Origin of the sequence: Cobetia sp. MB87 (assembly GCF_011319755.1) — a bacterium.
GTDB lineage: Bacteria > Pseudomonadota > Gammaproteobacteria > Pseudomonadales > Halomonadaceae > Cobetia.
Genome location: NZ_VFBC01000002.1, coordinates 290,218 through 311,809, shown reverse-complemented (window position 1 = coordinate 311,809; position 21,592 = coordinate 290,218). Strand labels below are relative to the sequence as shown.

Here is a 21,592-nt window from a genome sequence, read left to right as displayed (position 1 = left end):
GGCGGTGGGGAGTGCGCGCTCAGGTGCCGAGCAGACCACCCATGACGCGCGGCAGCAGGGGCGTGCCCTGTGCGAGCAAGCCGCGCGTGAGCAGGCCGAATGCGAGGACGCCGCGCTAGAACTGGGGGAGCTGCAGGTCAAAAGCCCCGTGATGCGTGAGATAGCGCTGCTGCTCAAGCGAGTCGCGCCCACCAACGCCACGGTACTGATGCTGGGCGAATCCGGGGTCGGAAAGACGGCCTTTGCCCATCAACTGCATCGCTGGAGCCAACGCGCCGACGGCCCCTTCATCGAGGTGAACTGCGGCGCCATCCCCGAAAGCCTGTTCGAGTCCGAGATGTTCGGCTATCAAGCCGGTGCCTTCACCGGCGCGGGCAATCGCGGCAAGGCGGGGCTGATGGAACAGGCTGAAGGCGGCACCCTGTTTCTGGATGAAATCGGTGAGCTGCCGCTCGCCACCCAGACCAAGCTGCTCAAGGTGATTCAGGACGGGATGATCACCCGCCTGGGCGACACCACCACCCGCCGCGCCGACTTCCGACTGGTCGTCGCCACCAATCAAGACCTCGCCGCTCGCGTGGAGCAGGGACAATTCCGCCTCGACCTCTACTACCGCATCAATGTGCTCCCCGTCAGCCTGCCGCCGCTGCGCGAACGCCGCGAAGACATCCCCGCCCTGATCGAGCAACACCTCTCCCGCCTCAATCAACGTCACGGTCGCCGCAAGCTTCTCGACGCTTCCTTATGGCCCATCCTCATGCGCCAGGACTGGCTCGGCAATATTCGCGAACTGGAAAACTGGCTGGAACGCGCCTGGCTCAGTGCCCCCAGTGATGTCATCGACAGCGACTCAGTGAAAACACTGCTCAACACTTGTTCCACGAATAACGCTAATGGACTAGGCAATTCATTTGGCTTCAGTAATGACAAATCTAATGGAATAGGCGTTACTGAAAGTTTTACCACTGCCGATAACTCTCATAGTCCCAATTCCCTCTCAGAGCCTGCCGCTGAGGGGGCGGTAGCCATGCCAACCCCCAGACTCGGCCCTAATGAAACCCTCAAGGAAGGCCTGGCACGCATAGAAGCACAATGGCTACGCGAGATGGCAGCCGAGCTGCCCAGTACCTATGCGATAGCCAAGAGGGCAGGGATCAGTCAGCCGTCGGTGGTTCGGAAGCTGAAAAATAGTCGAGGATGACGTGTATATCTTTAAAAACACAGAAATAACAACTAAAAAAGCATCAGATTTTGAGACAAAGTCTATGCTTTTTTTAATAGGCATGAGAGCTGATAGCAATGAAATAGAAACCATTGCTGTTGATTGCTTTAATGATGTAACAGGCTTAAATGCAAACTTTGATAGGTTGTGGGATGTACAAAGTAAAAACCATAGAACCATGTATCCAAGTAAGATTGGAGAAAGTTTGTTTACTTTATATAAGAATTATGTATCATCGTTTGGTTTTTTTTATGAGTTCATATTGTTCGTGCCCAAGCTGAATCGTGATTATTTAATCGATAAAGGGGTTAATGTATATACTTACTCAAATATAAACAAGAAGCAAAAGCGAGGTATAGAGAAAAAGCTTAAAGAGGTTATATTGGATTCTTGTTGTAAACTTGAATATAATAAAAATCCTTGTAGTTTCAGAAAATTTTTAGACAAGGTTATATTTGTCGAAGATAATAATACTGAGGCAGAATATATAAAGGGGATTTCTAATTTTAAGAATAAAAGAGCTATTTCAAATGATATTTATGAAAGTATTTTTTATGAGATTAGAGATAAGCAGTCCTCACTTAAAAACTCCTTTATAGAAGGTGAGCAGGTCACTCATCCATCTCAGGTTATAGCTTATAAAAGACATCTTCAACGGAGTGATATCAATGTCTTGCTTATAAGTCGCCTCGTTGGTGTTGATGTTTTTACTTATGCTGGTGTCCCACCCCCTTTTATGTCGACTGTTTTAAAATTAGCGCCCACAATGGATGGTGAAGATGTTTCAGATATTATTCAAGAATGTAATTCAAGTTTAAGTCGCGCATTTTTCGATAAAAACAAAGCCAAGCTTTTCTGGTCAATTGTTGAGTCTATTGTTAATAACTTAAAAGCAAGGCCATCAAAAGGTATTCAGATTTGCTATGAGGAAGTAATTTCTGAAAATTCTGATTTTATAGATTATCTTGATCAATTGTCTTTTCTTTATCTTATTTCAATGATTAAATCAGGGGTTGATAATGCTGATCAAAAAAATTGCATTTGGTGATGCAAATGAATCATTTGTTGAGGGTAGATTAGCTGAAGGTTTAAATATTATATTTAGCAATGATAATAACAGGGGTAAAACTCTAGTAATGCAAGGCCTGATGTTTTCATTAGGATACGACTCTATTTTTCCAAGCTCTTTTGACTATAAAAACAAATTATTTTATTCTGAGATAGCAATAGATGGGAGAGATTATAAGTTTCTAAGGAAGAATAATACCATTACAATAATCTATAATGATACTATTCAGATCTGTAACTCGATAGCTGAAGCCAAGGGTTTTATTGATCGAAATATAATTAATATCCCTAAGATATATAAAGACAAACATCTTGTATATGTTGATTTAAGCCTTTTTTACGAAATTTTTTTTGTGGGGCAAGATTGTAGATCCTCAGCTGGGCTGATTAGAAAAGGGAGGTTTAATAAACAAGATTTTATAGAAATGATATATAGCTTTTGCAATGTATCAGCTATTCCTTCTAATAACGAAGATGAGGCGTCCTTACGAAATAGCATCACTAGGCTGAAGCAAGAAATAAAAGATTTAAAAAAGAAAATAAGCATAATAGGTCAAAGTTCAAATGTTGCAAGTATAACATCGGCTTCGTTTGATACAGAAGTTATTGAAATGAAGTCAAAGGTTATTGATGATTTAAATAAAAGAATTTCTTCATCAATGCGGGCTAGACAGAGAGAGATGAATCGGCTGTCGAAGCTTCAGTATCTCATTAGTGAGTTGAACTCTCTTAATAAAGAGTTAAGTGAAGGTGGGGTGTCCTGTAATGATTGTGGTAGTAAAAATATAGTCTACTCTAATGATGATTTAGTCTTCAATGTGAGTGATACGAGTGTTAGAAATCAAATTTTGAACTCCATTAGGGAAAGCATTAACAATAAAGAAATACAGATTGAAGAGCATGATTTGGATATAAGGCATATGAAGAGTAAGTTGTCAAAAGAGCTTGAAGATACACCAGTAAATTTTCAGAAAATAGTTTTATATCAAGAATATATTGCTTCTGATTATAGTTATGACTTGCGATTAGCTGAGTTGGAAAAAAACCTTAAAGCTCATAAGAATAAAAAATCGGTTATAAGTCGGAAAGAGAAAAATACAAAGGCGGAGCGTAGCGACATCTACCGTAATATTGTTCATGAAATGAATAGAATTTATCATTATATAGATCCTCATGGCAATATGAGATTTACTGATATTTTTACTAAGCAAGATCAAAACTATTCTGGAAGCGAAGAGCAAGAATACTATTTCTGTAAAACATTGGCGTTAGCTAATGTGATGAATCATAACTTCCCGATTGTGGTTGATTCTTTTAGAGATGGAGAAATATCTACTGCTAAAGAAGAAAAAATGTTGTCGTTATATGGAGAAAGTAAAAGGCAAGTGATAGTCACATCTACTTTGAAAGATGAGGAATATACTAATTTTAAATACCTAGATCTTATGAATGCCAATTTAATAGATTACAGCGGCCATGGAGATAGCAAAATATTGACTAAAGATCACATGGATGAGTTTAAGGGTTTAATTGAGCAATTTGGCATTTTGTTGTTAGAGTGATACAGAACTTGTGTTTGCATATATGTAATTAAAGCTTAGTCTTGGAGATTTTTTGATGTATTAGGGAGTGTTAAGTCTTTTAATTTGTTCTTGAATTTGCTTTTATTACATGGGTAATTAACTGTTCCCCATCACCACCAGGCTCCCCATCACCCCTTCACATAGTGGCTTGATCTCGCTGAAGCCTTTCTCGACGGAGAGGTCTGTCTTGGCTTTGGCATAGGTGGTGCCGTCGGCGGCAGGGTGATAGCTGGTGCAGTGCAGGCGGACCAGCTTGTCATCGAGGAAGAGGCCGTATTCGCGGGTCTGCGAGATGATGGGCATGCCCTGGTGTCTTTGTGTCATGGCGATATCGAACCAGTAGGCCTGTCGGTGATCCACACGAGTCAGGCCGGAGTCGAGCATCTGACTGTTGATGGGCGCCCACTGGGCCAGCGTATTGGTGGAGGCCATCACTTTTAGCTGCGCGTCACTGACGGTGTCGCCATGCAGGTCGTAGATCTCGAGGATGATCATGTCGGTGCCGGTACCCGCCTGACTCTGCCATTTCTGCACGATATGCGGCAGGCGACCCTCGGCGGCAGACCACGAGGCGGGCAGGTGCAGCGCAAGGTTGATGCCCAGCGACTTGGGATGGCCCTTGGTGTGGAACTGCTGGAAATAGCCGTCGTACAGCTCGTACACCGGCTCGATCTGATATTTGGTCGCCAGCAGAAATTCCTTGAACGGCGAGGGCAGGTATTCCCCCTGGGCGCGCAGATGAATGGCCTCGATGAAGCGGGCCGCGAAGTCGCTGGTCAGCTTGTCGGTGGTCAGCTGCGAATCCAGTTCCTTCTTTATCTGACGGCGAATGCCATCCAGCACTTCGCGTGCGTGCTCCCGCCCCATCAGGGTGGCGAGGTTGTCCGCCAGACGATGGGTGATGTTCGGGAAGGCATTGTCGAAATAGGCGGAGGCAAGCTCTGCATCCGGCGCGAGGCCGGGATACTCCTCGGCGATGCGTGACAGCGTGATGTCCTGGGCGATGACGAAGCCGTAGGTACTGCTCAGCGTGTTGATGACCTGGGGCGAGGAGCGAAACTGTGCCGCTTCGGCGCGCTCCGAGGCACCGGGAGTCATGAGACATGAGCCCAGGCTCAGGCCGAGCGTGAAGGCGGTGACGGCCAGCCCGGGAATTGCCCCAAAGGAGCGTATTACGGCAAACGCCATGCGTGACATCCTGTCAGGGTGCGGTTGAGCTAATGCTACATTTCTGGATGGACTGTTAGCCACCATGTTGAGTCAATTTCCATATAAATACATGATTTCAAGCTCATGGTTGAGGATTTTTGAATAAAATATCAATTATGTAGTAGCAGTCGGGTTTTGAATTTGTATAGACGTTTTTGTTAGATTTTTAATATTGCATATTGTTAATTTTTTGCGCCTCGTTCATCTTTTCTCTGAGCTAATATTAATTTTTGGAAAATAAATTAGGGGTAGCAGGGGGGGGGCGTCATGCCTAAAGAAGTGATTATTAGTGTGTCGGCAGCGCTTATAACTACCTTAATAGTTGGTGCCATGGGTTATACTATTTTGATTTCAGAAAATTCAATGATGATAAAATCTCAGTCTGAAAAAATACAAGAGCTAAAGACACAACAAAATGAACATAGAAAAAGTTTGGCTCATATGTCAAATGAGCTAGTGCGCATGTCCGAGCTTCGGGGTATAGTTGATGATATTAAAGCTCAACAAGTAAAAAACACTGATTTTATCAAACTAGGAGATGAGGAAAACCGTATTAGAGTTACAAAGCTTCAACTTCTATTTGCCAAGAATCATCCTGCTGAAAATATGTTGAGCCTAGCATCTTCTAGTAAGCTTAAAGATATGGATATATCTGAGGTTGATGAGTTAGCAAAATTAATACAATTTACACCGGCAGTATCAATAAGTTCAGGCGGCACTAATGCTTCATGGACTTCTGATCTTATGGCTCAAGCTATTTCAGGAGAACATGCTGATATAGGGCTTGATGTTGAAGATGCCAGCGCTATCACTAATTTGGTTGAAGACTATAATATTTCCCATGAAGATGTATTAGAGTTTAGTGAGTTTGTTAATGGTGATGCTGCGAGCGAGTAATTAAATAAATTAGTTTTGTCCCAATAATACAATATTTCCCAGATTCTGTATGTACCAATAAAAGGCCACCAGAGCAATCTGGTGGCCTTTTTTTCAGCATCTCTCTAAAGAAACAGCGTCTTGCGAACTGATCAAGCGAGGGGCTTAACCGCGTGCGTTCACTTCCTCGATCAGTTGGCTTGCGCCGGTGAGGTCCGGCAGGCAGGCGCCGTCGGCGATCTTCGCCAGCAGCACGTCTTCCGCTTCTTGTACCTCGATGGCGTGGCTGGCGATGGCGGAGACTTCCCCGGGCGCCATCACGATCACGCCGCTTTCATCGGCGAGGATGGCATCGCCCGGATTGACGACCACGCCGCCGATGCTGACCGGCACGTTGAGCGCGCCACCGATACCGGCGAAGCGGGTGGTCAGCGAAGCGACACCGCGACTCCAGACCGGGAACTGCTTGTCGCGAATGGTCAGCGCATCGGTGGCCATGCCGTCGATCACCACGCCTGCCACGCCGAGGCGCGAGGCGACCGTGGTCATCACACCGCCCCAGCAGGCGCGGTGGCGATCGCCCTGACGATGCACGATCAGCACATCGCCCGGACGCACCAGGCGCATCAGGTGGTTGAGCAGGGTGCCATCTTCCGGCGGCAGCGAGACGGTGACGGCGGTACCGGCGATGCGCACCTCGGGCAGCATGCTGGCAATCGCCGGTTCGACGAAGCCGTGGGTGTGGAAGTGGCCGATGGTGGCCGTCTCGCACTGCATGAGCTGTTCCAGCAGCTCCGGCGCGACCTGGTCTGGCATGTCATTGAGTTGGTACATGAAAGTCTCTCGCAGTGGTCGGTCAGATCAGGCTGGGCAGGAAGGTCGTCAGCCACGGGGCCCAGTAGAGCATCAGCATCGCGAACAGGAAGCAGATGACGATCGGCCAGGCGGCGGCGTAGATGGTCTGCATTGGCGTCGCGGGGGCGGCGCCTTTCACCGCGAACAGGTTGTAGCCGAAGGGCGGGGTCAGACTGCCCACCGAGATGTTGATCAGGAACAGCGTCCAGAACCATACCGGGTCAAAGCCATACAGCTTGACCAGCGGCGCGTAGATGGGAATCACCACCATCATGAAGGCGATCTGGTCGATGAACATGCAGGCGATCAGCGGAATCAGCATCAGGATCAGCAGCATCCAGACCGGGTCGAGGTCCAGTCCGGTCACGCTGCTCACCAGCCCGCTGGTGGCGCCGGTGAAGCTCAACAGCTGCGAGAACAGCTTCGAGCACGCCAGGATCAGGATGATCATGGTGCTGACCTTGAGCGATGACATCACCGCCTCGCCGGCCATCTTGAACGAGAACTTGCGGTAGTAGGCCGCGACCACCAGCGAGCCCAGCACGCCGGTGGCGGCGGATTCGGACGGCGTGGCGATGCCGAGCAGAATCAGGCCGAGCACGGCGAAGATGATGATGGTGAACGGCAGCATGTTGATCACGGCGCGGCGCTTTTCCTGGGCCGTGCCACCCCCGCTTTCATCGACGGGCGGCGCGCGGTGCGGGTCCATCGTGATGCGCACCTTCACATAGAGGATGAACAGCGCGGCCAGCAGGATGCCGGGCAGGATACCGGCGATCAGCAGGCGTGCGATGGAGACATCCACCATCGAACCGATGATGATCACCAACAGGCTCGGCGGGATGATCGGCGCGAGACTCGCACCGCCCAGGATCAGGCCGATGGAGAGCCTGTCGTCATAGCCGCGCTCCTGCATGGTCGGCAGCGCCGAACGGCTGAGCATGGCGGTCACGGCCAGCGCCGAGCCGGACAGGGCACCGAACAGCGTCGAGAGGGCGACGACGAAGAAATAGAGACGACCCTTCATGCGGCCCATCAGGGCATCCAGCGAGTCGAAGATCACATCGATGGAGCCGGAGCGGAACAGCAGCTCCCCCATCAGCACGAACAGCGCGATGGTGGTCAGCGTCTCCGAGGTCATGCTGTCGTAGACACTGTTGGCGAACATGCCGAAACCGGCGGTGCCCATCAACCACAGCGTGCCGAGCACGTTGATGGTCAGGAAGGCGGCGAAGACGGGGATGCCGAGGGCGAACAGGCCCATCAGCAAGGCGATGGCCAGGCCCAGAGAGGTATACCATTCCATGACTCAGGGTCCTTTTCTGGTGTCGGTGGTCGCCGAGGGCGTCGCGCGGCTAAAGGCGTGACGCAGGAAGTACAGGGCGGCGCTGATCATCGCGTAGGCGATGAAGCTGGAGACCCAGACCTTGGGAATGTCGAGACCCATGGCGGTGGTGGTGTGGTAGCTGAACTGGCGCAGGCTTTCCTGCACGCAGATCCAGCCGGCCACGGCGCAGACGGCGCCGGTCACCAGGGCAAGGAGACGATCATAGAAGGCGCGCGCGGCAGGGCCGAGGCGCTCCGGCAGCACGGTGATGGCGATATGGCCATGGGTGCGTGCCAGTTCCGGCGTTGCCAGCGAAATCGAGAGGCATAGCAGGTAAGCCACCATCGCGCCGGACCACAGGGTGGGAGAGTTGAAGAAGTAGCGCGCGATGACTTCCAGCCAGAAGCACAGGACGATGCCACACAAGGTGACACCGCCCAGAAGGAAGCCTGCTCGCGTCACGCCGTCATGCACACGTGCAAGCAGGGTTAGCATGGTGGATTCCTTACTCGCTGACGGTGGTCAGGTGCTTCTCGATCGCCAGCTCGCGCATGGCGGTCACGGCTTCCGGTGACTTGTCGATGCCCAGCTGCCAGATACCGTCGGTGACCAGCGCATCCAGACGCTCGGCGTCTTCCGGTGCGAATTCGGTGGGCTGCATGCCGGCTTCGTCCAGCGCCTTCCACTCTTCGACCGCCAGTTCATCCAGGATCGGGACAATCTCGGTTTCCAGCTCACGCCCTTCGTCGAGCAGCACTTGCTGCTGTTCCGGCGACAGGGTGTTGAAGGCGTTCAGATTCATCAGCACGAAGTTGTAGGTCTGACCGAAGGTCGGCTTGGAGTAGTAGCCGGCGACTTCCTGCCAGCCCATGTCCTTGACGCCATTCAGGCCCCAGGCGGCGCCGTCGATCACGCCACGGTCCATCGCGGAATAGACATCGCCACTGGACATCAGCACCGGCGTACCGCCCAGGCCCTTGGTGACGTTGGTATAGGTGGGGCTGCCGCGCAGACGACGGCCATCCAGACCCGGCGTGCCGGTGATCGGCTCCTTCAGCACGTACTGGAAGCCGTGGCTGCCCAGCGGCGGAATCGCGATCAGCTTGAGGCCCAGGCCGTTGTAGTGCTCATCGACCATGTCCCACAGGCCGGATTCACGTGTCTGTTCCGGGTTCACCGCCACGCCATCCATCGCGGCGCCGACGCCGGTGGTGTTGGTGTGATAGGCGGCGTGGGTATACAGCAGCTGGAAGACACCGGCAGCGACGGGCTGCAGCTGCTCGAAGGGCGGCACCACATCCGGGCCGGTCAGCTTGATGGTGAGGTCGGCTGCCTTGTTGGCTTCGACTTCCTTGATGAAGCGCTGGGCAATCTCGCGGGAGTAGGCGGTGGTCTGGTCGTAACTGGACAGCATGCGCAATTCGGTGGCCATGGACTGGGTGGCCGGGAGGAGCGCGAGCAGCGGGAGAAGAAGAGCGGGCTTGAGGGTTTTCATGACAGTATCCACGTTATCGTTATTGTGAGCGGGGCAGTGCATGCGGGACATCCCGTGACCCTGATGCTGAGTCGTGGAGAGGCATGCGGTACCTGTCCCTGCTTCTTGTTGTGATGGTACGCCTTCAATCTATGAGGCCCTCCCTTCGCGGTCAACGAATCATCAGCCTTTTGGGCTTTCAAATTTCAATACGCAGTATTTGCCAGATTTATGCAAGAAAATTTGTGTGTATTGTGCGCTGACAACACGCGGGGATTTCGAGAGTAAACAGGCCGATTCATGGCAGAAAAGACCGTCAAGTCATCGCAAGGATGGCGGTCAGTCAATCGAGGAAATCCTTCTGAAGCCATCTGCTCGCTCAGCAAGCTGGTCAGGAAGATAGTCAGTAAATGGCGGGCACGAAATCATCGAGCGACTGATGCTGAACACAGGAAAGCCCCCGTTGCCGATGCACTCAAGAGGTCATCGATCACGGGGGCTTTCGGGTGGTGCTTCACTGTCTGAGGCGCACTGAGCGCCACTTTCATCTCAACCAGCCAGCTCGGCCAGTCAGCGCGGTGCAGACTCGATCGAGAGGCTCAGGCTCGGCTTGCGCAGTGCCAGCGGCATCAGCGCCAGCGAGACCGGCAGGCCGATCATCACCGGATGCAGGCCGAAGGGATGGCCCAGCACCTGCCACAGCACGGCGGTGGCCAGCCCGCCCCACATCATGATCACTCCGCCACGCGGGTCTGGCGTGCGACGGCACAGCGCGACCACTGTCGGCACCAGCACACCGCAGACCAGCATCGCGCTGCCGAGAATCCAGATATCGAGCAGACGCGGTGCATAGAGCGCCAGGCCCAGTGAAATCAAGGACATGGCGACCACCGAGTGGCGGCTCATGCGCAGCATGAAGGCATCATCGCGGCCCTTCATGCGCGGCTTGATGATGTCGTTGGCAATCGACGACGCGCCGGCGATGAAGAATGAATCGGCACACGAGATGATGGTCGCCAGCAGCACGACGACCATGCTGACCATCAGCGGCAACGGCAGGGTGGCCTTGATGATGGCGTAGAAGGACAGGTCCGGATTGGCCACCGCGATGTCCAGGCCCAGCCTGGCGAAGGCACCGATCAACACCACGGCAGCGCCGACCAGCAGCGTGAAGACGATGGCGACGGCGTAGCCGGTGCGTGCTGCCTTGAGGCTGCGCGCGGCCCAGAAGCGCTGCCACAGGTCCTGGCGCACGAACTGATAGGCGCCGATGGTCAGCATGTAGACCGCCAGTTCATGGCCGGAAATGCCGGTCAGGCTCAGGAAGTCAGGGTTGTCTTGTGGCATGGGCGCCGCACTGATGAACGCCCAGCTGCCGCTGGCGTAGTAGACGGTGACCAGCAGGAAGAAGATGCCGACGGTCTGCAGGGTGCCCAGGATGGCGTCAGACCAGATGACCGCCATCAGGCCGCCCAGCCATGTCTTGGCGGTCAGCAGTGCCCAGGTCAGCAGGATGCCCACCGGCAGCGCCAGGCCGAACACCAGCTTGAGCACCGTGGCCACGGCCACGAACTGCATGCCGGTGATGGCCGCGTAGGCGCACAGGATACTGAGCAGGGTCGGCACCCTGACGCCTTCGCCGAAGCGACTGACCAGGAAGTCGGCCAGCGTCACCATGGTAAGGCGCTCGCCTTCGGCGTGGATCTTGCCGATGAAGAAGTACAGCGCGATGCCCGCGAAGGTCATGCCCACCGGCAGCCACAGCTGGCCCATGCCGAAGGTGTAGCCCTTGGAGACGAAGCCCAGCAGGGTAGAACCGCCGACGGCGGTACCGATCAGCGTACAGATCAGCGGGAAGGTCGAGGTGGAACGGCCTGCGACATTGTAGTCATCATAGGTCTCGATGCGGCGGAAGAAATACAGCGAAAGCCCCATCAGAAATACGCCGCATGCTATGATCATTATCGAGAGAATGAAGGTTTCTCGGGTATCGAACATCGTCGTGTTTTCCGCTTTATTGATATTGTATTGATCGTCATTGCCGTCTTGAGCGAGAGGGAATATATCACTCGAGGGCAGACGTTGGTGACGCGGTGCAGACTTTATTACCATCTGGCGTGCCGCCGAGAGTGCGTTTCATTGTCCTCTTGCCGGCCGCGCCACTTTCGGGACAGGAACAATCGCCATGCGACCCATCCATGACACGCTGGACTGGAACCTGCTGAGAACCTTCATCGTCATCGTCCAGGAGGAAAGCGTCAGTCGGGCCGCGGCGCGTCTCTACCTGTCACAGCCAGCGGTGAGTCTGTCACTCAAGCGTCTGGAAGAACGTCTCGGGCAGCGACTGATCGAACGTGACAGCCATAGCTTTCGCGTGACGGGGGCGGGGCAGGTGGTCTATCGCGAGGCGGTGGAGATCTACGCCAACGTGGCGCGTCTCGCCTCTGAGGTGGGCAACAGTCATACGGAGATTTCCGGGCATGTCTCGCTCCTTTTCATTACCGGCATCGAATGCCGATTCCTTGATAGCGTGTTCGCGCGCTTTCATCGCTGTTTTCCCCAGGTCACCTTCTCGATCCAGGAGATGTCCAGTCACGAGGTGCAGCAGGGCCTGTTGCAGCGCCAGGGTGCGCTGGGCATCTGTCTGGCCCAGCAGACCCCGGAGCCACTGATGTCCCAGGTGCTGGCGCGCCAGAGCTACCGCTACTTCTGTGGTCGCATGCACCCGTTGTTCGGTCAGCAGAATCTGCCGCTGGAGGCGCTGCGCAATGAACGTTATGTCTCCTTTGGCAGTGAGCAGCTCGATGGCGTGCTGTCACCGCTGGCGATGTTCCGCGCCCGCGAGGGCTTGCAGGGCCCGGTGATCGGTCAATCCAGCAGCCTGCAGGAAATTCGCCGCATGGTGCTGGCCGGCTGGGGCATCGGCTGCATGCCGGAGCACACCGTGCGGCGCGAGATCGACGAAGGGCAGCTGTGGCCCTTGCCACCTTATGGGGGCGTGGCCGATATCGACCTGCATCTGATGTGGCACCGTGAAGCGCGTTTCAGTGCCGCCGAATCCACCTTCGTCGACTTCCTGCACAACGCGCTGGCCAAGGTGCCGCTGGAAGAGCGTCTGCATCGTGGGCTGGAAATGCAGCTGCCGGACGCCAATGCCGTGCTGGCCAGCGACGGCGCACCCGCTACTTGATCCACCGCTGGTGCTCGATCAAGGACTTGCTCTCAAGCCCGTCTTGAAGCCCGTCTTGAAGCTCGCCGTGCAGCCCGTCCTGAATGGCCCGCGCCGCTGTCACCAGAGAGTCCGGGTGGCAGCGGCGCTTCGGGGGCGACCCTCGGGGGGGCGACCGACGGCTCAATAGGCCAGATTGATCCAGGTGGTCTTCAGGTCGGAGTACTTGTCCAGCGCGTGCAGTGACTTGTCACGCCCGAACCCGGACTGCTTGACGCCACCGAAGGGCACGCTGATATCGCCATCGGCGTAGCAGTTGACCCACACCAGCCCCGCCTTCAAACGCCGCGAGACACGATGGGCACGCGCCAGATCCCGCGTCCACAGTCCAGCGCCCAGCCCGTAGATGGAATCATTGGCCAGTTCGATGGCCTCTTCCTCGCCGCTGAAGCGGGTCACGCCCAGCACCGGGCCGAAGATTTCCTCGCGCATCACGGTGCTGTTCTGGCCGCCTTCCACGATGGTCGGCTCCAGATACCAGCCGCCTGAAGTGGCGTCGCTGGGCGCGATGGCGCGGCCGCCCTGATGCAGCGTCATGCCTTCCGCGAGTGCCGTCTCGACGAAGCCGAGCACCTTCTCGTGGTGGTCCGCGCTGACCAGTGCGCCCATGCGCGTGGCCGGGTCGAGCGGGTCACCGGCCGGCATGGCGCGGGCGCAGGCGATCAGGCGCGGCATGAAGTCATCGAAGATGGCCTCATCGACATACAGGCGCGAACCGGCGATGCAGACTTCGCCCTGATTGATGAAGATGGCGTCGGCGGCGGCGCGTGCGGCCTGATCGAGATCAGGGCAGTCGGCGAACACGATATGCGGTGACTTGCCGCCGCATTCCAGCCACACCCGCTTCAAGTTGGAGTCGCTGGCGTAGCGCATGAAGCGCTTGCCGGTCGCGGTGGAGCCGGTGAAGGCCAGCGCATCGACTTCCATGTGCAGGCCAAGCGCCTGACCCGCCACCGCGCCCAGCCCCGGCGTGACGTTGAACACGCCCGCCGGAATGCCGGCTTCATCGGCGAGTGCCGCCAGACGCAGCGCACTCAGGCTCGAGGATTCGGCCGGCTTGAGTACCACGCTGTTGCCCAGCGCCAGCGCCGGCGCGAACTTCCAGGAGGCAATCATCAGCGGGAAGTTCCACGGCACCACCGCCGCGACCACGCCCAGCGCTTCACGGGTGATGGTGGCGTGCACGTTCTCGCCGGTGGGTGCGATTTCGTCGTAATGCTTGTCGATGGCCTCGGCGTACCAGTCCACCGCGCGTGCGGTTTCCGCCAGATCAAAGCCCAGGCTGTCGCCAATCGGCTTGCCCATCTCCAGTGTCTGCAGCAGCGCCAGTTCTTCTGAATTGTCGCGGATCAGCTGCGCAAAGCGCTGCAGAACGGCCTTGCGCGCCTGGGGCGGCTGGCGCGACCACACGCCGGAGTCAAAGGCACGCCGCGCCGCCATCACGGCGCGGTCGATGTCCTGCTCGGTGCAGGCGGTGACATGCGCCAGCACGTCGCCGGTGGCCGGATTGTATGCCGGGAAGGTGTCGCAGCCGGTGCTTTCGACATAGGCACCGTCGATGAAGGCACGCGTCTCGAAGGTCAGCGCTGCCGCGCGCTGCTGCCAGTCGGCATGGGTCAGTGGGGCGGCAGTGGTCGAAGCAGTGGCAGTGCTCATTGGGCGTTCTCCGCGGTCGTGGTGCTGGCGCTGTTGGCGAGAGAGCCGCGGCTGACGACACCGGCGCGCTTGAGCATCGCCAGCAGCAGGACGTTGGCACCGGCTTCGAGATCGGCAAGCTCGGCGTTCTCGCTCTCGTTGTGGCTGATGCCGTCCTCGCAGGGCACGAAGATCATTGCCACCGGATTGATGCCGGCGATCTGCACGGCGTCGTGACCGGCACCGGTTTCCATGTCGCGGAAGCTGAGGTTCAGCTCCTGACTTGCGCTACGCACCATCTCGATCAGTTCCGGCGCGAAGGGCGTCGGCGGAATGTGCTGCACTTCGATCAGTTCGACATCGACGCGCTGCTTGTCGCTCTGGTTGGCGGCGTGATGCTTGAGGCACAGCGCCTTGAGCTGGTCGTGCATTTCGGCCAGTACCGCCGGTTCCAGATGACGCAGGTCGACGCTGAAGCGCACCTGGCCCGGAATCACGTTGCGCGAATTGGGATGCACATTGAATTCGCCACAGGTGACGCGGCCATTGGGCTGGTAGGCATCGGCCAGTGTCAGGATATCGCTGACCAGCGCGCAGGCGGTCTTGAGCGCATCGCGACGGTAGGGCATCGGCGTCGGGCCAGCGTGGGCTTCCTGACCGCTGACCACCACGTCGAACCAGTGCAGACCCAGCGAGCCGGTGACGGCGCCGATGGTGATCTCTTCCTGCTCCAGCACCGGGCCCTGCTCGATGTGCGCCTCGAAATAGGCGCCGAAATCATGGCTGCCCACCGCCACGTCGCCGGCATAGCCGGTACGCGCCAGTGACGCGGCAACGCTGTCGCCGTCGCGGTCGGTGGCGGCCAGCGCCTTCTCCAGCGGGATCAATCCCGCATGCACGCCGGACCCCATCATCACCGGCACGAAGCGGCTGCCTTCCTCGTTGGTCCAGATCACCACTTCCAGCGGGGCTTCGGTCTCGATGCCGCGTTCATCCAGTACACGCATGACCTCAAGGCCAGCCAGCACGCCAAAGCAGCCGTCGAACTTGCCGCCGGTGGGCTGGGTGTCGATGTGGCTGCCGGTGGCGACCGGCGGCAGGCTGTCATCGCGGCCGGGACGACGGGCGAAGAGGTTGCCGATCTCGTCGACGCGCAGCGTCAGGCCAGCAGCCTCGAGCCAGCCGGTGACCAGCTCGCGGCCGGCGCGGTCTTCTTCGGTCAGGGCCAGACGGCAGTTGCCGCCCTTGGGCGTCGCGCCGATCTCGGCCAGTGTCATCAGTGCGTCCCACAGGCGCTTGCCATCGACGCGCAGGGCGAGGGAGTCCAGCACGTCTTGAGTCGCTTGAGTTGAGGATGTGCTCATGTCAGATACCTCCCTTGTCGTTGCGTGTCAGGGCGTCTTCGCGGATGCCGCTCAGCAGCTTGCCCGGGGCGATGCCGTCCGGGTCATAGCGCAGCTCGATCAGGGCCGGCAGACGCTCGCGGTCGGCGAATTCCAGCGCGCGCGTGAAGCTTTCCTCGAAGTCCTCGTCCTTCTCCACCACTTGACCCAGGCCGCCGTAGGCGGTGACCAGCGCGGCGAAGTCCGGATTGGTGAAGGTCAGGGCGATCTCGCGGCCCGGGAAGTCGTTTTCCTGGTGGGCGCGGATGGTGCCCCACATGCCGTTGTTGAACACCAGCACCACGATGCCGAGGCGATACTGCAGCGCCACGCCCAGTTCCTGCAGGTTCATCTGGAAGCAGCCATCACCGGCGTAGCAGACGGCTGGGCGTTCCGGGAACTCGAGCTTGCTGGAAATGGCGGCGGGCAGACCGTAGCCCATGGAACCGACGGTCGGGGCCAGCGAACTGCCCAGACCACGGAAGCGCACATAGCGGTGGGCGTAGAGCGCGTAGTTGCCGGCGCCGACGCTGATGCAGCCCTTGCCATCGAGAATGCGATCGACGGTCAGGCTGACCTTGTCCAGGCTCAGCGGGCCCGGCGACGGCTGCTCTTCCAGCGTGGCCAGATAGGCGGCGCGTGCCTCGCGGGTGATGTCAGACCAGCGCGGTGCGCTGTCCGGTGACAGGGTGGAGAGCGCCAGTGAGAAGCCGTTGACGTCGGTGTTGATGGCCAGCGTCGGCTGATAGACACGGCCCAGCTCTTCCGGGTCTGCATAGATGTGCACCAGCTTCTGGGTCGGCACCGGCGACTGGATCCAGCTGTAGCCTTCGCTGGTGGCTTCGCCGATACGGGTACCAACGGCGATCACCAGATCACTCTCGACCAGCTGCTGGCGCAGTGCGTCATGCATGCCCATGCCGACATGACCGGCGAATTGCGGCAGTTCCGCATCGACGCACTCCAGACGGCGCCAGGCGACACCGGTGGGAATATCGAAGCGCTGGGCGAAGCCTTCCAGCGCGACCTGGGCATCGCGGGTCCAGCCGCTGCCGCCGACCAGCAGGAAGGGGCGCTCGGCAGTCGCAAGCAGGCGCTTGAGCTCATCCAGCTGCGGCTGACCCGGGTAGGTGGCCAGACGCGGGTGTGGCTTGACGTCCGCGACCTGGGCCTCGCCCCACAGGGTGTCTTCGGGCAGTGCCAGCACCACCGGCCCCGGACGACCGCTGCGTGCCACCTGATAGGCACGCGCGATGTATTCCGGAATGCGCGAGGTGTCGTCGATCTGCGCGACCCACTTGGTCATCTCGCCGAACATGCGGCGGTAATCGATTTCCTGGAAGGCTTCGCGCTCGATGAAGTCGCCACCGACCTGACCGATGAACAGGATCATCGGCGTGGAATCCTGATAGGCGGTGTGCACGGCGATGGAGGCGTTGGTAGCGCCCGGGCCACGGGTGACGAAGCACACGCCCGGCTCGTTGGTCAGCTTGCCGTAGGCCTCGGCCATATAGCCCGCGCCACTTTCCTGGCGGCAGACGATGGGCTCGATGGCACCCTTGTGCTCATTGAGCGCATCGATGCACGGCAGGTAGCTTTCGCCCGGCACCAGGAAGACACGCTTGGTGCCGTGCAGACGGATCTGGTCGACGAGAATCTGCCCGCCATTGCGCAGCGGCAGAGTGGAAGCGGAGGTGGTGTTCGCGGCCTGAGTCATGGGAGTGCTCTCGTTGTTGTTGAGAATTCGATGTTGAGAAATTGGTGCTTTGAAGTGGCAATGAATTAGGTGCGGGGCTCGTCAGGGAAACCCTCAGTACTGAGACGCGTTGCTGTCGACAGGCATCAGGTCTGCGTCCCACCAGCGGGCATCGGGTCAGCGCCGCGAGCGGGCATAAGGTCATAGAGCGCTTCGAGCTGTTCGGGGTGGATGACGCAGCGTGCCTTGAACCCCTGATGGTTGGCCCAGTGCTGGTCGGTGCCCAGGCCGTGCTGCCAGCGCCATGGGCCATCGATGGCCAGTCGTTCGTGGCGCTGGCAGACCTTCGCCAGCCGCTCGCGCCACGGCTTGAGCGTCTCGGTGATGGTGGCGACGGGCAAATCCGGCATCAGGCCGAGATCCGCGGCCAGATCCCCGGTACCGATCAGCGCACCCAGCAGGCGTGGCGTGTCATCGCCCGGGGCAAGCAGTTCCTCGGCGGCCAGCAGTCCGGCCTGGCTTTCCAGCGTCGCGACGCTCTTCAGACTGCCCCGTGGCAGGCCATGCAGGTCTTCCTGCTCGGAGAGGGCATCATCCAGTGCTGCCAGCTGGGCGCGTTGCTCGACGGCGGGCAGGAAGATGGCGGCGGGAATCCCGGTAGAATCACCCAGGGCGGTGCTGATCAGTTCAGCCAGCTCGTCATGTCCGCCGTGCGTGAGCCGGTTGAGACGCACGCACGGCCATATCTCGAGGGCACGGGCGCGTCTGGCGAATTCGGCGAAGCGGCTGATGGCAAGCTCGCGTCCGACGGCCGGGGTGAACTCCTCGAGATCGACCACGATGGCATCGGCACCGCTGGTGAGCGCGGCTTCCAGTCGTGCAGCGTCATCGCCGGGCACGAACAGCCAGCGCTGGGGGAGGGGCTGAGTGGCAAGAGAGGTCATCGCTCAGCCCTCCATCAAGTTGGGCAGGAACAGTACGAGTTCCGGAATGAAGGTGATCAGCATCAGCACGGTCAGCATCGCGCCCAGCATCAGGCCCAGCGGACGCAGCGAGTCGCTGACGTTGATCCCGGCGATGCGACACGCGGCCATCAGGTCGATACCCAGCGGTGGCGTGTTGGCGCCGATGGCCAGATTGACGGTCAACAGCACCCCGAAGTGCACCGGGCTGATGCCGTATTGCGCCAGCAGCGGCATCACGATGGGCGTCACGATGATGATGATCGCCACGCTTTCCATGAAGGAACCCAGCACCAGCAGCACGGCGGTCAGCAGCAGCAGGACGCTGATGCGGCTGTCGGTGAATTCGCCGATCAGCTGGGCGATGGCCTGCGGTACCTGCTCGTAGGTCAGGCCCCAGGCGAACATGCCAGCCGCACCGATGATCAGCAGGATGGCGCCGGTGGTCTCGGCGGTCGCGCGGACACTGTCCAGAAAGCCCTGCCAAGTGAGGCTGCGATAGACACAGGTGCCGATGATGATGGCGTAGAGAATCGCGGAGGCGGCGGCCTCGGTGGGCGTGAAGACCCCGAAGCGGATACCGCCGATGATCATCACCGGCACCATCAGCGCCGGCATGGCACTGAGCAGCGCGCGGCGACGCTCGCCGGGCACACGGGCGGCGACACCGCCCGACCAGCCATGCTTGCGTGACATGTAGAGAGCGACGCCGACCAGCGCGACCGTCAGCATCAGGCCGGGGATGATGCCGCCCATGAACAGCTGGCCCACCGAGGTGTTGGAGGTGGTGCCGTAGACGATCATCACGATGCTGGGCGGAATCACGGTGCCGATGGAGCTGGCGGTACCGACCAGCGCACTGCTGAAGCCCTTGTCATAGCCATTGCGGGCCATGGTGGGCAGCAGCATGCTGCCGATGGCGATCACGTCCGCCACACCGGAACCCGACAGCGCGCCGAACATCATGCAGGCCAGCACCGCGACCACCGCCAGGCCGCCGCGGATGTCACCGACCATCGCCATGCACAGTCGTACCAGGCGCTCAGTGAGGCCAGCGCGGTTCATCAACTGGGCGGCGAGCACGAACAGCGGGATCGCCAGCAGGGTGAAGCTTTCCATTCCGGCCACGAATTGCTGCGCCGAGACCATCATGGGCGCGGCACCGAAGGCCAGCAGATAGAAGAGGGCCGACATCAACAGCGCGAAGGCGATGGGAATGTCGATGAGGATGCCGAGCGCGAATACGCCGAGCAGAGCCAGGGCGCCGAGAGTCATGGGGCATCTCCTTGGCGAGAGGAAGCGTTGTCAGGCGCAGTGGCATGCGTCTCGTGAGCCTCGGCTCCGATCGCTGAAGGGCTCAACAGATGCTCAAGCTGGACGAGTGCCATCGCGGTGCAGCACAGCGGCACGGACAGATAGACGATGCCGGCCGGAATCTGCAGCGCGGTGGTGGTCTGGCGCATGGTGATGGCACTCAGGTCCATGCCGGCCTTGGCCAGCAACACCAGCATGATCAGGATCATGGCGTCTGTGATGCGTCCGGTGATGCGCTGGACACGCACCGAGCGCACCAGCAGCGGCAGCAGGCCCGCACTCAGGTGAGTGCGGTTGCGGGTGCAGGACACCGCGGCCAGCAATGTCGTCCAGACCAGCACCAGCTGCGGCAATTCCTCTGCCCAGTGCGGCGGCTGCCCCATCACCCAGCGCATGAAGACGGTCCAGATCACCAATGCCGACAGGGCGGCCACGCCGCTGGCTGCCAGGGCCAGACAGCCCCGGCAGCTCCAACGTGAGAGGGTGATCATCAAGGTACGCACGGCATACAGCACTGCCAGCGGCTTGACGGAGGGAGAGGCGGAAGACATCGTCACTCGCCCTTGCGGTATTGCTCGACCAGGCCCATCAGCTCAGGCCCGAAGACGTCGGTGTACTCGGCCCATACACCCTGCACCTTGGCATTGAAGGGCGCGGTATCGACCTCGTTGACCTGCATGCCGGCTTCTTCCAGCTTGGCGACCAGTTCGGCGTCATCCTTCTGGGTCATCGCGCGCTGCTTGTCACGCCATTCGTCGGCGCTCTTCTGCACCGCGGCCTGATCCTGCTCGGAGAGCTGATTCCAGGTGAAGTTGGACATGGTCAGACACGCCGGTGCCCAGACGTGACCGGTGAGGGAGACGTAGTCCTGCACTTCGCTGAAGGAAGAGGAATAGATGATGGCCAGCGGGTTTTCCTGGGCATCGAATACGCCCTGCTGCAGCGCGGAGTAGAGCTCACCGAAGGACAGCGGTGCCGGGCTTGAACCCAGCGCGGTGAAGGTGTCCAGACGCATCTTGTCCGGCGTGACGCGAATCTTGAGGCCAGCGAGGTCTTCCGGGGTGGTGATGGGGCCGCGATTGTTGGTGACGTGACGGAAGCCGTTTTCCCACCAGGACAGGATCTTCATGTTGTGCTCGTCGGCGATGTCCTCGAGCGCATCGCCCAGTTTGCCGTCATAGGCGGCGTAGGCATGTTCGCGGTCCGGCCAGGAGTAGGGCAGTTCGACGATGCCGAAGCGCGCATCCAGCGGCTGGAAGGAACCACAGCCGATCACGCCGGCCGGCACGCTGCCGATCTGCATGCCTTCGACGACGGTCTTCTCGTTGCCGAGCTGACCACTGGGAAAGACCTGGAAATTGACGCGGCCATCAGTAGCCTCGGCGACATCCTTGGCGAAGCCTTCCGCCGCGATGTTCCAGCTATGGGTCGGCGCCAGCACGTGGCCGAGCTTGATATCCTGGGCCTGGGCGGCGCTCAGCGGCAGGGCGCAGGCCGCCGTGATGGCAGCGGTCAGCAGGGCAGGCTTCAGCGGGACGGATTTCATCGGGACACCTCTTGGAGTTGTTATCGTCGTGACAGGCGTCTCTGTGTACGCCTTGACCCAAGAGTGTGTTCTGCTCGTGTATTTCGGTAGTTGCGAATTCTTATTCTTGGTATTAACCAGATTTATGCTGGGTCTGGATGTCCCGTCCATTTGAAAGTCAGTTATGTATATACCGTTATCTTTTCGGTGCCCATTTCAGTTCTGGCAGGGCTGA

18 protein-coding genes are annotated in these 21,592 nt (G+C 58.2%); 5 read left to right on the top strand and 13 right to left on the bottom strand.

Translation table 11 applies throughout. The annotated features are described in order from the left end of the window. The 3 genes from CDPAHKCJ_RS01535 to CDPAHKCJ_RS01525 form a co-directional block, all read left to right on the top strand. A partial coding sequence (locus tag CDPAHKCJ_RS01535; RefSeq protein WP_166018231.1) for a sigma 54-interacting transcriptional regulator occupies positions 1-1,201 on the top strand: 1,201 nt, incomplete at its 5' end. A 1-nt stretch (position 1,202) separates the two neighbouring features. Continuing rightward, a complete protein-coding gene (locus CDPAHKCJ_RS01530) occupies positions 1,203-2,270 on the top strand; it encodes a hypothetical protein (protein ID WP_166018229.1) in 1,068 nt (355 codons plus the stop codon). Beyond that, positions 2,242-3,852 (top strand): hypothetical protein, encoded by a 1,611-nt coding sequence (locus tag CDPAHKCJ_RS01525; protein WP_166018227.1) that lies wholly within the window; start codon positions 2,242-2,244, stop codon positions 3,850-3,852. The genes CDPAHKCJ_RS01530 and CDPAHKCJ_RS01525 overlap by 29 nt, the downstream gene beginning before the upstream one ends. A gap of 117 nt (positions 3,853-3,969) precedes the next feature. Here the strand turns inward: CDPAHKCJ_RS01525 and CDPAHKCJ_RS01520 are convergent, their stop codons facing one another. Continuing rightward, the gene (locus CDPAHKCJ_RS01520; protein ID WP_166018225.1) at positions 3,970-5,061 is read right to left on the bottom strand and encodes a hypothetical protein; all 1,092 of its coding nucleotides are present in this window, start codon (positions 5,059-5,061) and stop codon (positions 3,970-3,972) included. Between the two features lie 288 nt (positions 5,062-5,349). On the opposite strand from CDPAHKCJ_RS01520, the gene CDPAHKCJ_RS01515 reads away from it, so the two are divergent. Beyond that, entirely contained in the window at positions 5,350-5,979 is a 630-nt protein-coding gene (locus tag CDPAHKCJ_RS01515; protein WP_166018223.1) for a hypothetical protein, read from the top strand. Between the two features lie 144 nt (positions 5,980-6,123). Here CDPAHKCJ_RS01515 and CDPAHKCJ_RS01510 read toward each other — a convergent pair whose 3' ends face one another. The 5 genes from CDPAHKCJ_RS01510 to CDPAHKCJ_RS01490 all read right to left on the bottom strand — a co-directional run bounded on the left by CDPAHKCJ_RS01510 (position 6,124) and on the right by CDPAHKCJ_RS01490 (position 11,612). Then, positions 6,124-6,792 carry an RraA family protein gene (locus CDPAHKCJ_RS01510; RefSeq protein ID WP_240916599.1) on the bottom strand — a complete coding sequence of 223 codons (669 nt, stop codon included), beginning with the start codon at positions 6,790-6,792 and terminating at the stop codon, positions 6,124-6,126. Positions 6,793-6,814: 22 nt separating this feature from the next. Continuing rightward, positions 6,815-8,119 (bottom strand): TRAP transporter large permease subunit, encoded by a 1,305-nt coding sequence (locus CDPAHKCJ_RS01505; protein ID WP_166018221.1) that lies wholly within the window; start codon positions 8,117-8,119, stop codon positions 6,815-6,817. Between the two features lie 3 nt (positions 8,120-8,122). Then, positions 8,123-8,635, bottom strand: coding sequence for a TRAP transporter small permease subunit (locus CDPAHKCJ_RS01500; protein WP_166018219.1), 513 nt, complete (start codon positions 8,633-8,635; stop codon positions 8,123-8,125). Positions 8,636-8,645: 10 nt separating this feature from the next. Continuing rightward, entirely contained in the window at positions 8,646-9,635 is a 990-nt protein-coding gene (gene dctP / locus CDPAHKCJ_RS01495) for a TRAP transporter substrate-binding protein DctP (RefSeq protein WP_166018217.1), read from the bottom strand. A 549-nt stretch (positions 9,636-10,184) separates the two neighbouring features. Next, positions 10,185-11,612, bottom strand: a complete 1,428-nt coding sequence (locus CDPAHKCJ_RS01490) for a sodium:solute symporter family protein (protein WP_166018215.1) — start codon at positions 11,610-11,612, stop codon at positions 10,185-10,187. A gap of 187 nt (positions 11,613-11,799) precedes the next feature. On the opposite strand from CDPAHKCJ_RS01490, the gene CDPAHKCJ_RS01485 reads away from it, so the two are divergent. Then, positions 11,800-12,804 carry a LysR family transcriptional regulator gene (locus CDPAHKCJ_RS01485; RefSeq protein ID WP_166018213.1) on the top strand — a complete coding sequence of 335 codons (1,005 nt, stop codon included), beginning with the start codon at positions 11,800-11,802 and terminating at the stop codon, positions 12,802-12,804. 162 nt (positions 12,805-12,966) lie between these two features. Here CDPAHKCJ_RS01485 and CDPAHKCJ_RS01480 read toward each other — a convergent pair whose 3' ends face one another. From CDPAHKCJ_RS01480 to CDPAHKCJ_RS01450, 7 genes are all read right to left on the bottom strand, one after another. Beyond that, on the bottom strand, positions 12,967-14,499 hold the full coding sequence (locus CDPAHKCJ_RS01480; RefSeq protein WP_166018211.1) for an aldehyde dehydrogenase: 1,533 nt from the start codon (positions 14,497-14,499) through the stop codon (positions 12,967-12,969). Next, entirely contained in the window at positions 14,496-15,842 is a 1,347-nt protein-coding gene (locus CDPAHKCJ_RS01475) for a Zn-dependent hydrolase (protein WP_205700753.1), read from the bottom strand. The genes CDPAHKCJ_RS01480 and CDPAHKCJ_RS01475 overlap by 4 nt, the downstream gene beginning before the upstream one ends. Position 15,843: 1 nt before the next feature. Beyond that, entirely contained in the window at positions 15,844-17,577 is a 1,734-nt protein-coding gene (locus CDPAHKCJ_RS01470) for a thiamine pyrophosphate-binding protein (RefSeq protein ID WP_166018209.1), read from the bottom strand. A gap of 125 nt (positions 17,578-17,702) precedes the next feature. Beyond that, positions 17,703-18,500 (bottom strand): aldolase/citrate lyase family protein, encoded by a 798-nt coding sequence (locus CDPAHKCJ_RS01465; RefSeq protein ID WP_166018207.1) that lies wholly within the window; start codon positions 18,498-18,500, stop codon positions 17,703-17,705. A gap of 3 nt (positions 18,501-18,503) precedes the next feature. After that, positions 18,504-19,793, bottom strand: a complete 1,290-nt coding sequence (locus tag CDPAHKCJ_RS01460) for a TRAP transporter large permease (protein ID WP_166018205.1) — start codon at positions 19,791-19,793, stop codon at positions 18,504-18,506. Further along, a complete protein-coding gene (locus tag CDPAHKCJ_RS01455) occupies positions 19,790-20,383 on the bottom strand; it encodes a TRAP transporter small permease (RefSeq protein ID WP_240916598.1) in 594 nt (197 codons plus the stop codon). Before CDPAHKCJ_RS01455 ends, CDPAHKCJ_RS01460 begins: the two co-directional genes overlap by 4 nt. A 2-nt stretch (positions 20,384-20,385) precedes the next feature. Beyond that, on the bottom strand, positions 20,386-21,378 hold the full coding sequence (locus tag CDPAHKCJ_RS01450; protein WP_166018203.1) for a DctP family TRAP transporter solute-binding subunit: 993 nt from the start codon (positions 21,376-21,378) through the stop codon (positions 20,386-20,388). Between the last annotated feature and the right edge of the window lie 214 nt (positions 21,379-21,592).

Excerpts from the sequence above, each read along its gene's own strand:
- CDPAHKCJ_RS01525 (WP_166018227.1), top strand. The coding sequence starts at position 2,242 with ATGCTGATCAAAAAAATTGCATTTGGTGATGCAAATGAATCATTTGTT.
- CDPAHKCJ_RS01520 (WP_166018225.1), bottom strand. The coding sequence starts at position 5,061 with ATGGCGTTTGCCGTAATACGCTCCTTTGGGGCAATTCCCGGGCTGGCC.
- CDPAHKCJ_RS01515 (WP_166018223.1), top strand. The coding sequence starts at position 5,350 with ATGCCTAAAGAAGTGATTATTAGTGTGTCGGCAGCGCTTATAACTACC.
- CDPAHKCJ_RS01510 (WP_240916599.1), bottom strand. The coding sequence starts at position 6,792 with ATGTACCAACTCAATGACATGCCAGACCAGGTCGCGCCGGAGCTGCTG.
- CDPAHKCJ_RS01505 (WP_166018221.1), bottom strand. The coding sequence starts at position 8,119 with ATGGAATGGTATACCTCTCTGGGCCTGGCCATCGCCTTGCTGATGGGC.
- CDPAHKCJ_RS01500 (WP_166018219.1), bottom strand. The coding sequence starts at position 8,635 with ATGCTAACCCTGCTTGCACGTGTGCATGACGGCGTGACGCGAGCAGGC.
- dctP (WP_166018217.1), bottom strand. The coding sequence starts at position 9,635 with ATGAAAACCCTCAAGCCCGCTCTTCTTCTCCCGCTGCTCGCGCTCCTC.
- CDPAHKCJ_RS01490 (WP_166018215.1), bottom strand. The coding sequence starts at position 11,612 with ATGTTCGATACCCGAGAAACCTTCATTCTCTCGATAATGATCATAGCA.
- CDPAHKCJ_RS01485 (WP_166018213.1), top strand. The coding sequence starts at position 11,800 with ATGCGACCCATCCATGACACGCTGGACTGGAACCTGCTGAGAACCTTC.
- CDPAHKCJ_RS01480 (WP_166018211.1), bottom strand. The coding sequence starts at position 14,499 with ATGAGCACTGCCACTGCTTCGACCACTGCCGCCCCACTGACCCATGCC.
- CDPAHKCJ_RS01475 (WP_205700753.1), bottom strand. The coding sequence starts at position 15,842 with ATGAGCACATCCTCAACTCAAGCGACTCAAGACGTGCTGGACTCCCTC.
- CDPAHKCJ_RS01470 (WP_166018209.1), bottom strand. The coding sequence starts at position 17,577 with ATGACTCAGGCCGCGAACACCACCTCCGCTTCCACTCTGCCGCTGCGC.
- CDPAHKCJ_RS01465 (WP_166018207.1), bottom strand. The coding sequence starts at position 18,500 with ATGACCTCTCTTGCCACTCAGCCCCTCCCCCAGCGCTGGCTGTTCGTG.
- CDPAHKCJ_RS01460 (WP_166018205.1), bottom strand. The coding sequence starts at position 19,793 with ATGACTCTCGGCGCCCTGGCTCTGCTCGGCGTATTCGCGCTCGGCATC.
- CDPAHKCJ_RS01455 (WP_240916598.1), bottom strand. The coding sequence starts at position 20,383 with ATGTCTTCCGCCTCTCCCTCCGTCAAGCCGCTGGCAGTGCTGTATGCC.
- CDPAHKCJ_RS01450 (WP_166018203.1), bottom strand. The coding sequence starts at position 21,378 with ATGAAATCCGTCCCGCTGAAGCCTGCCCTGCTGACCGCTGCCATCACG.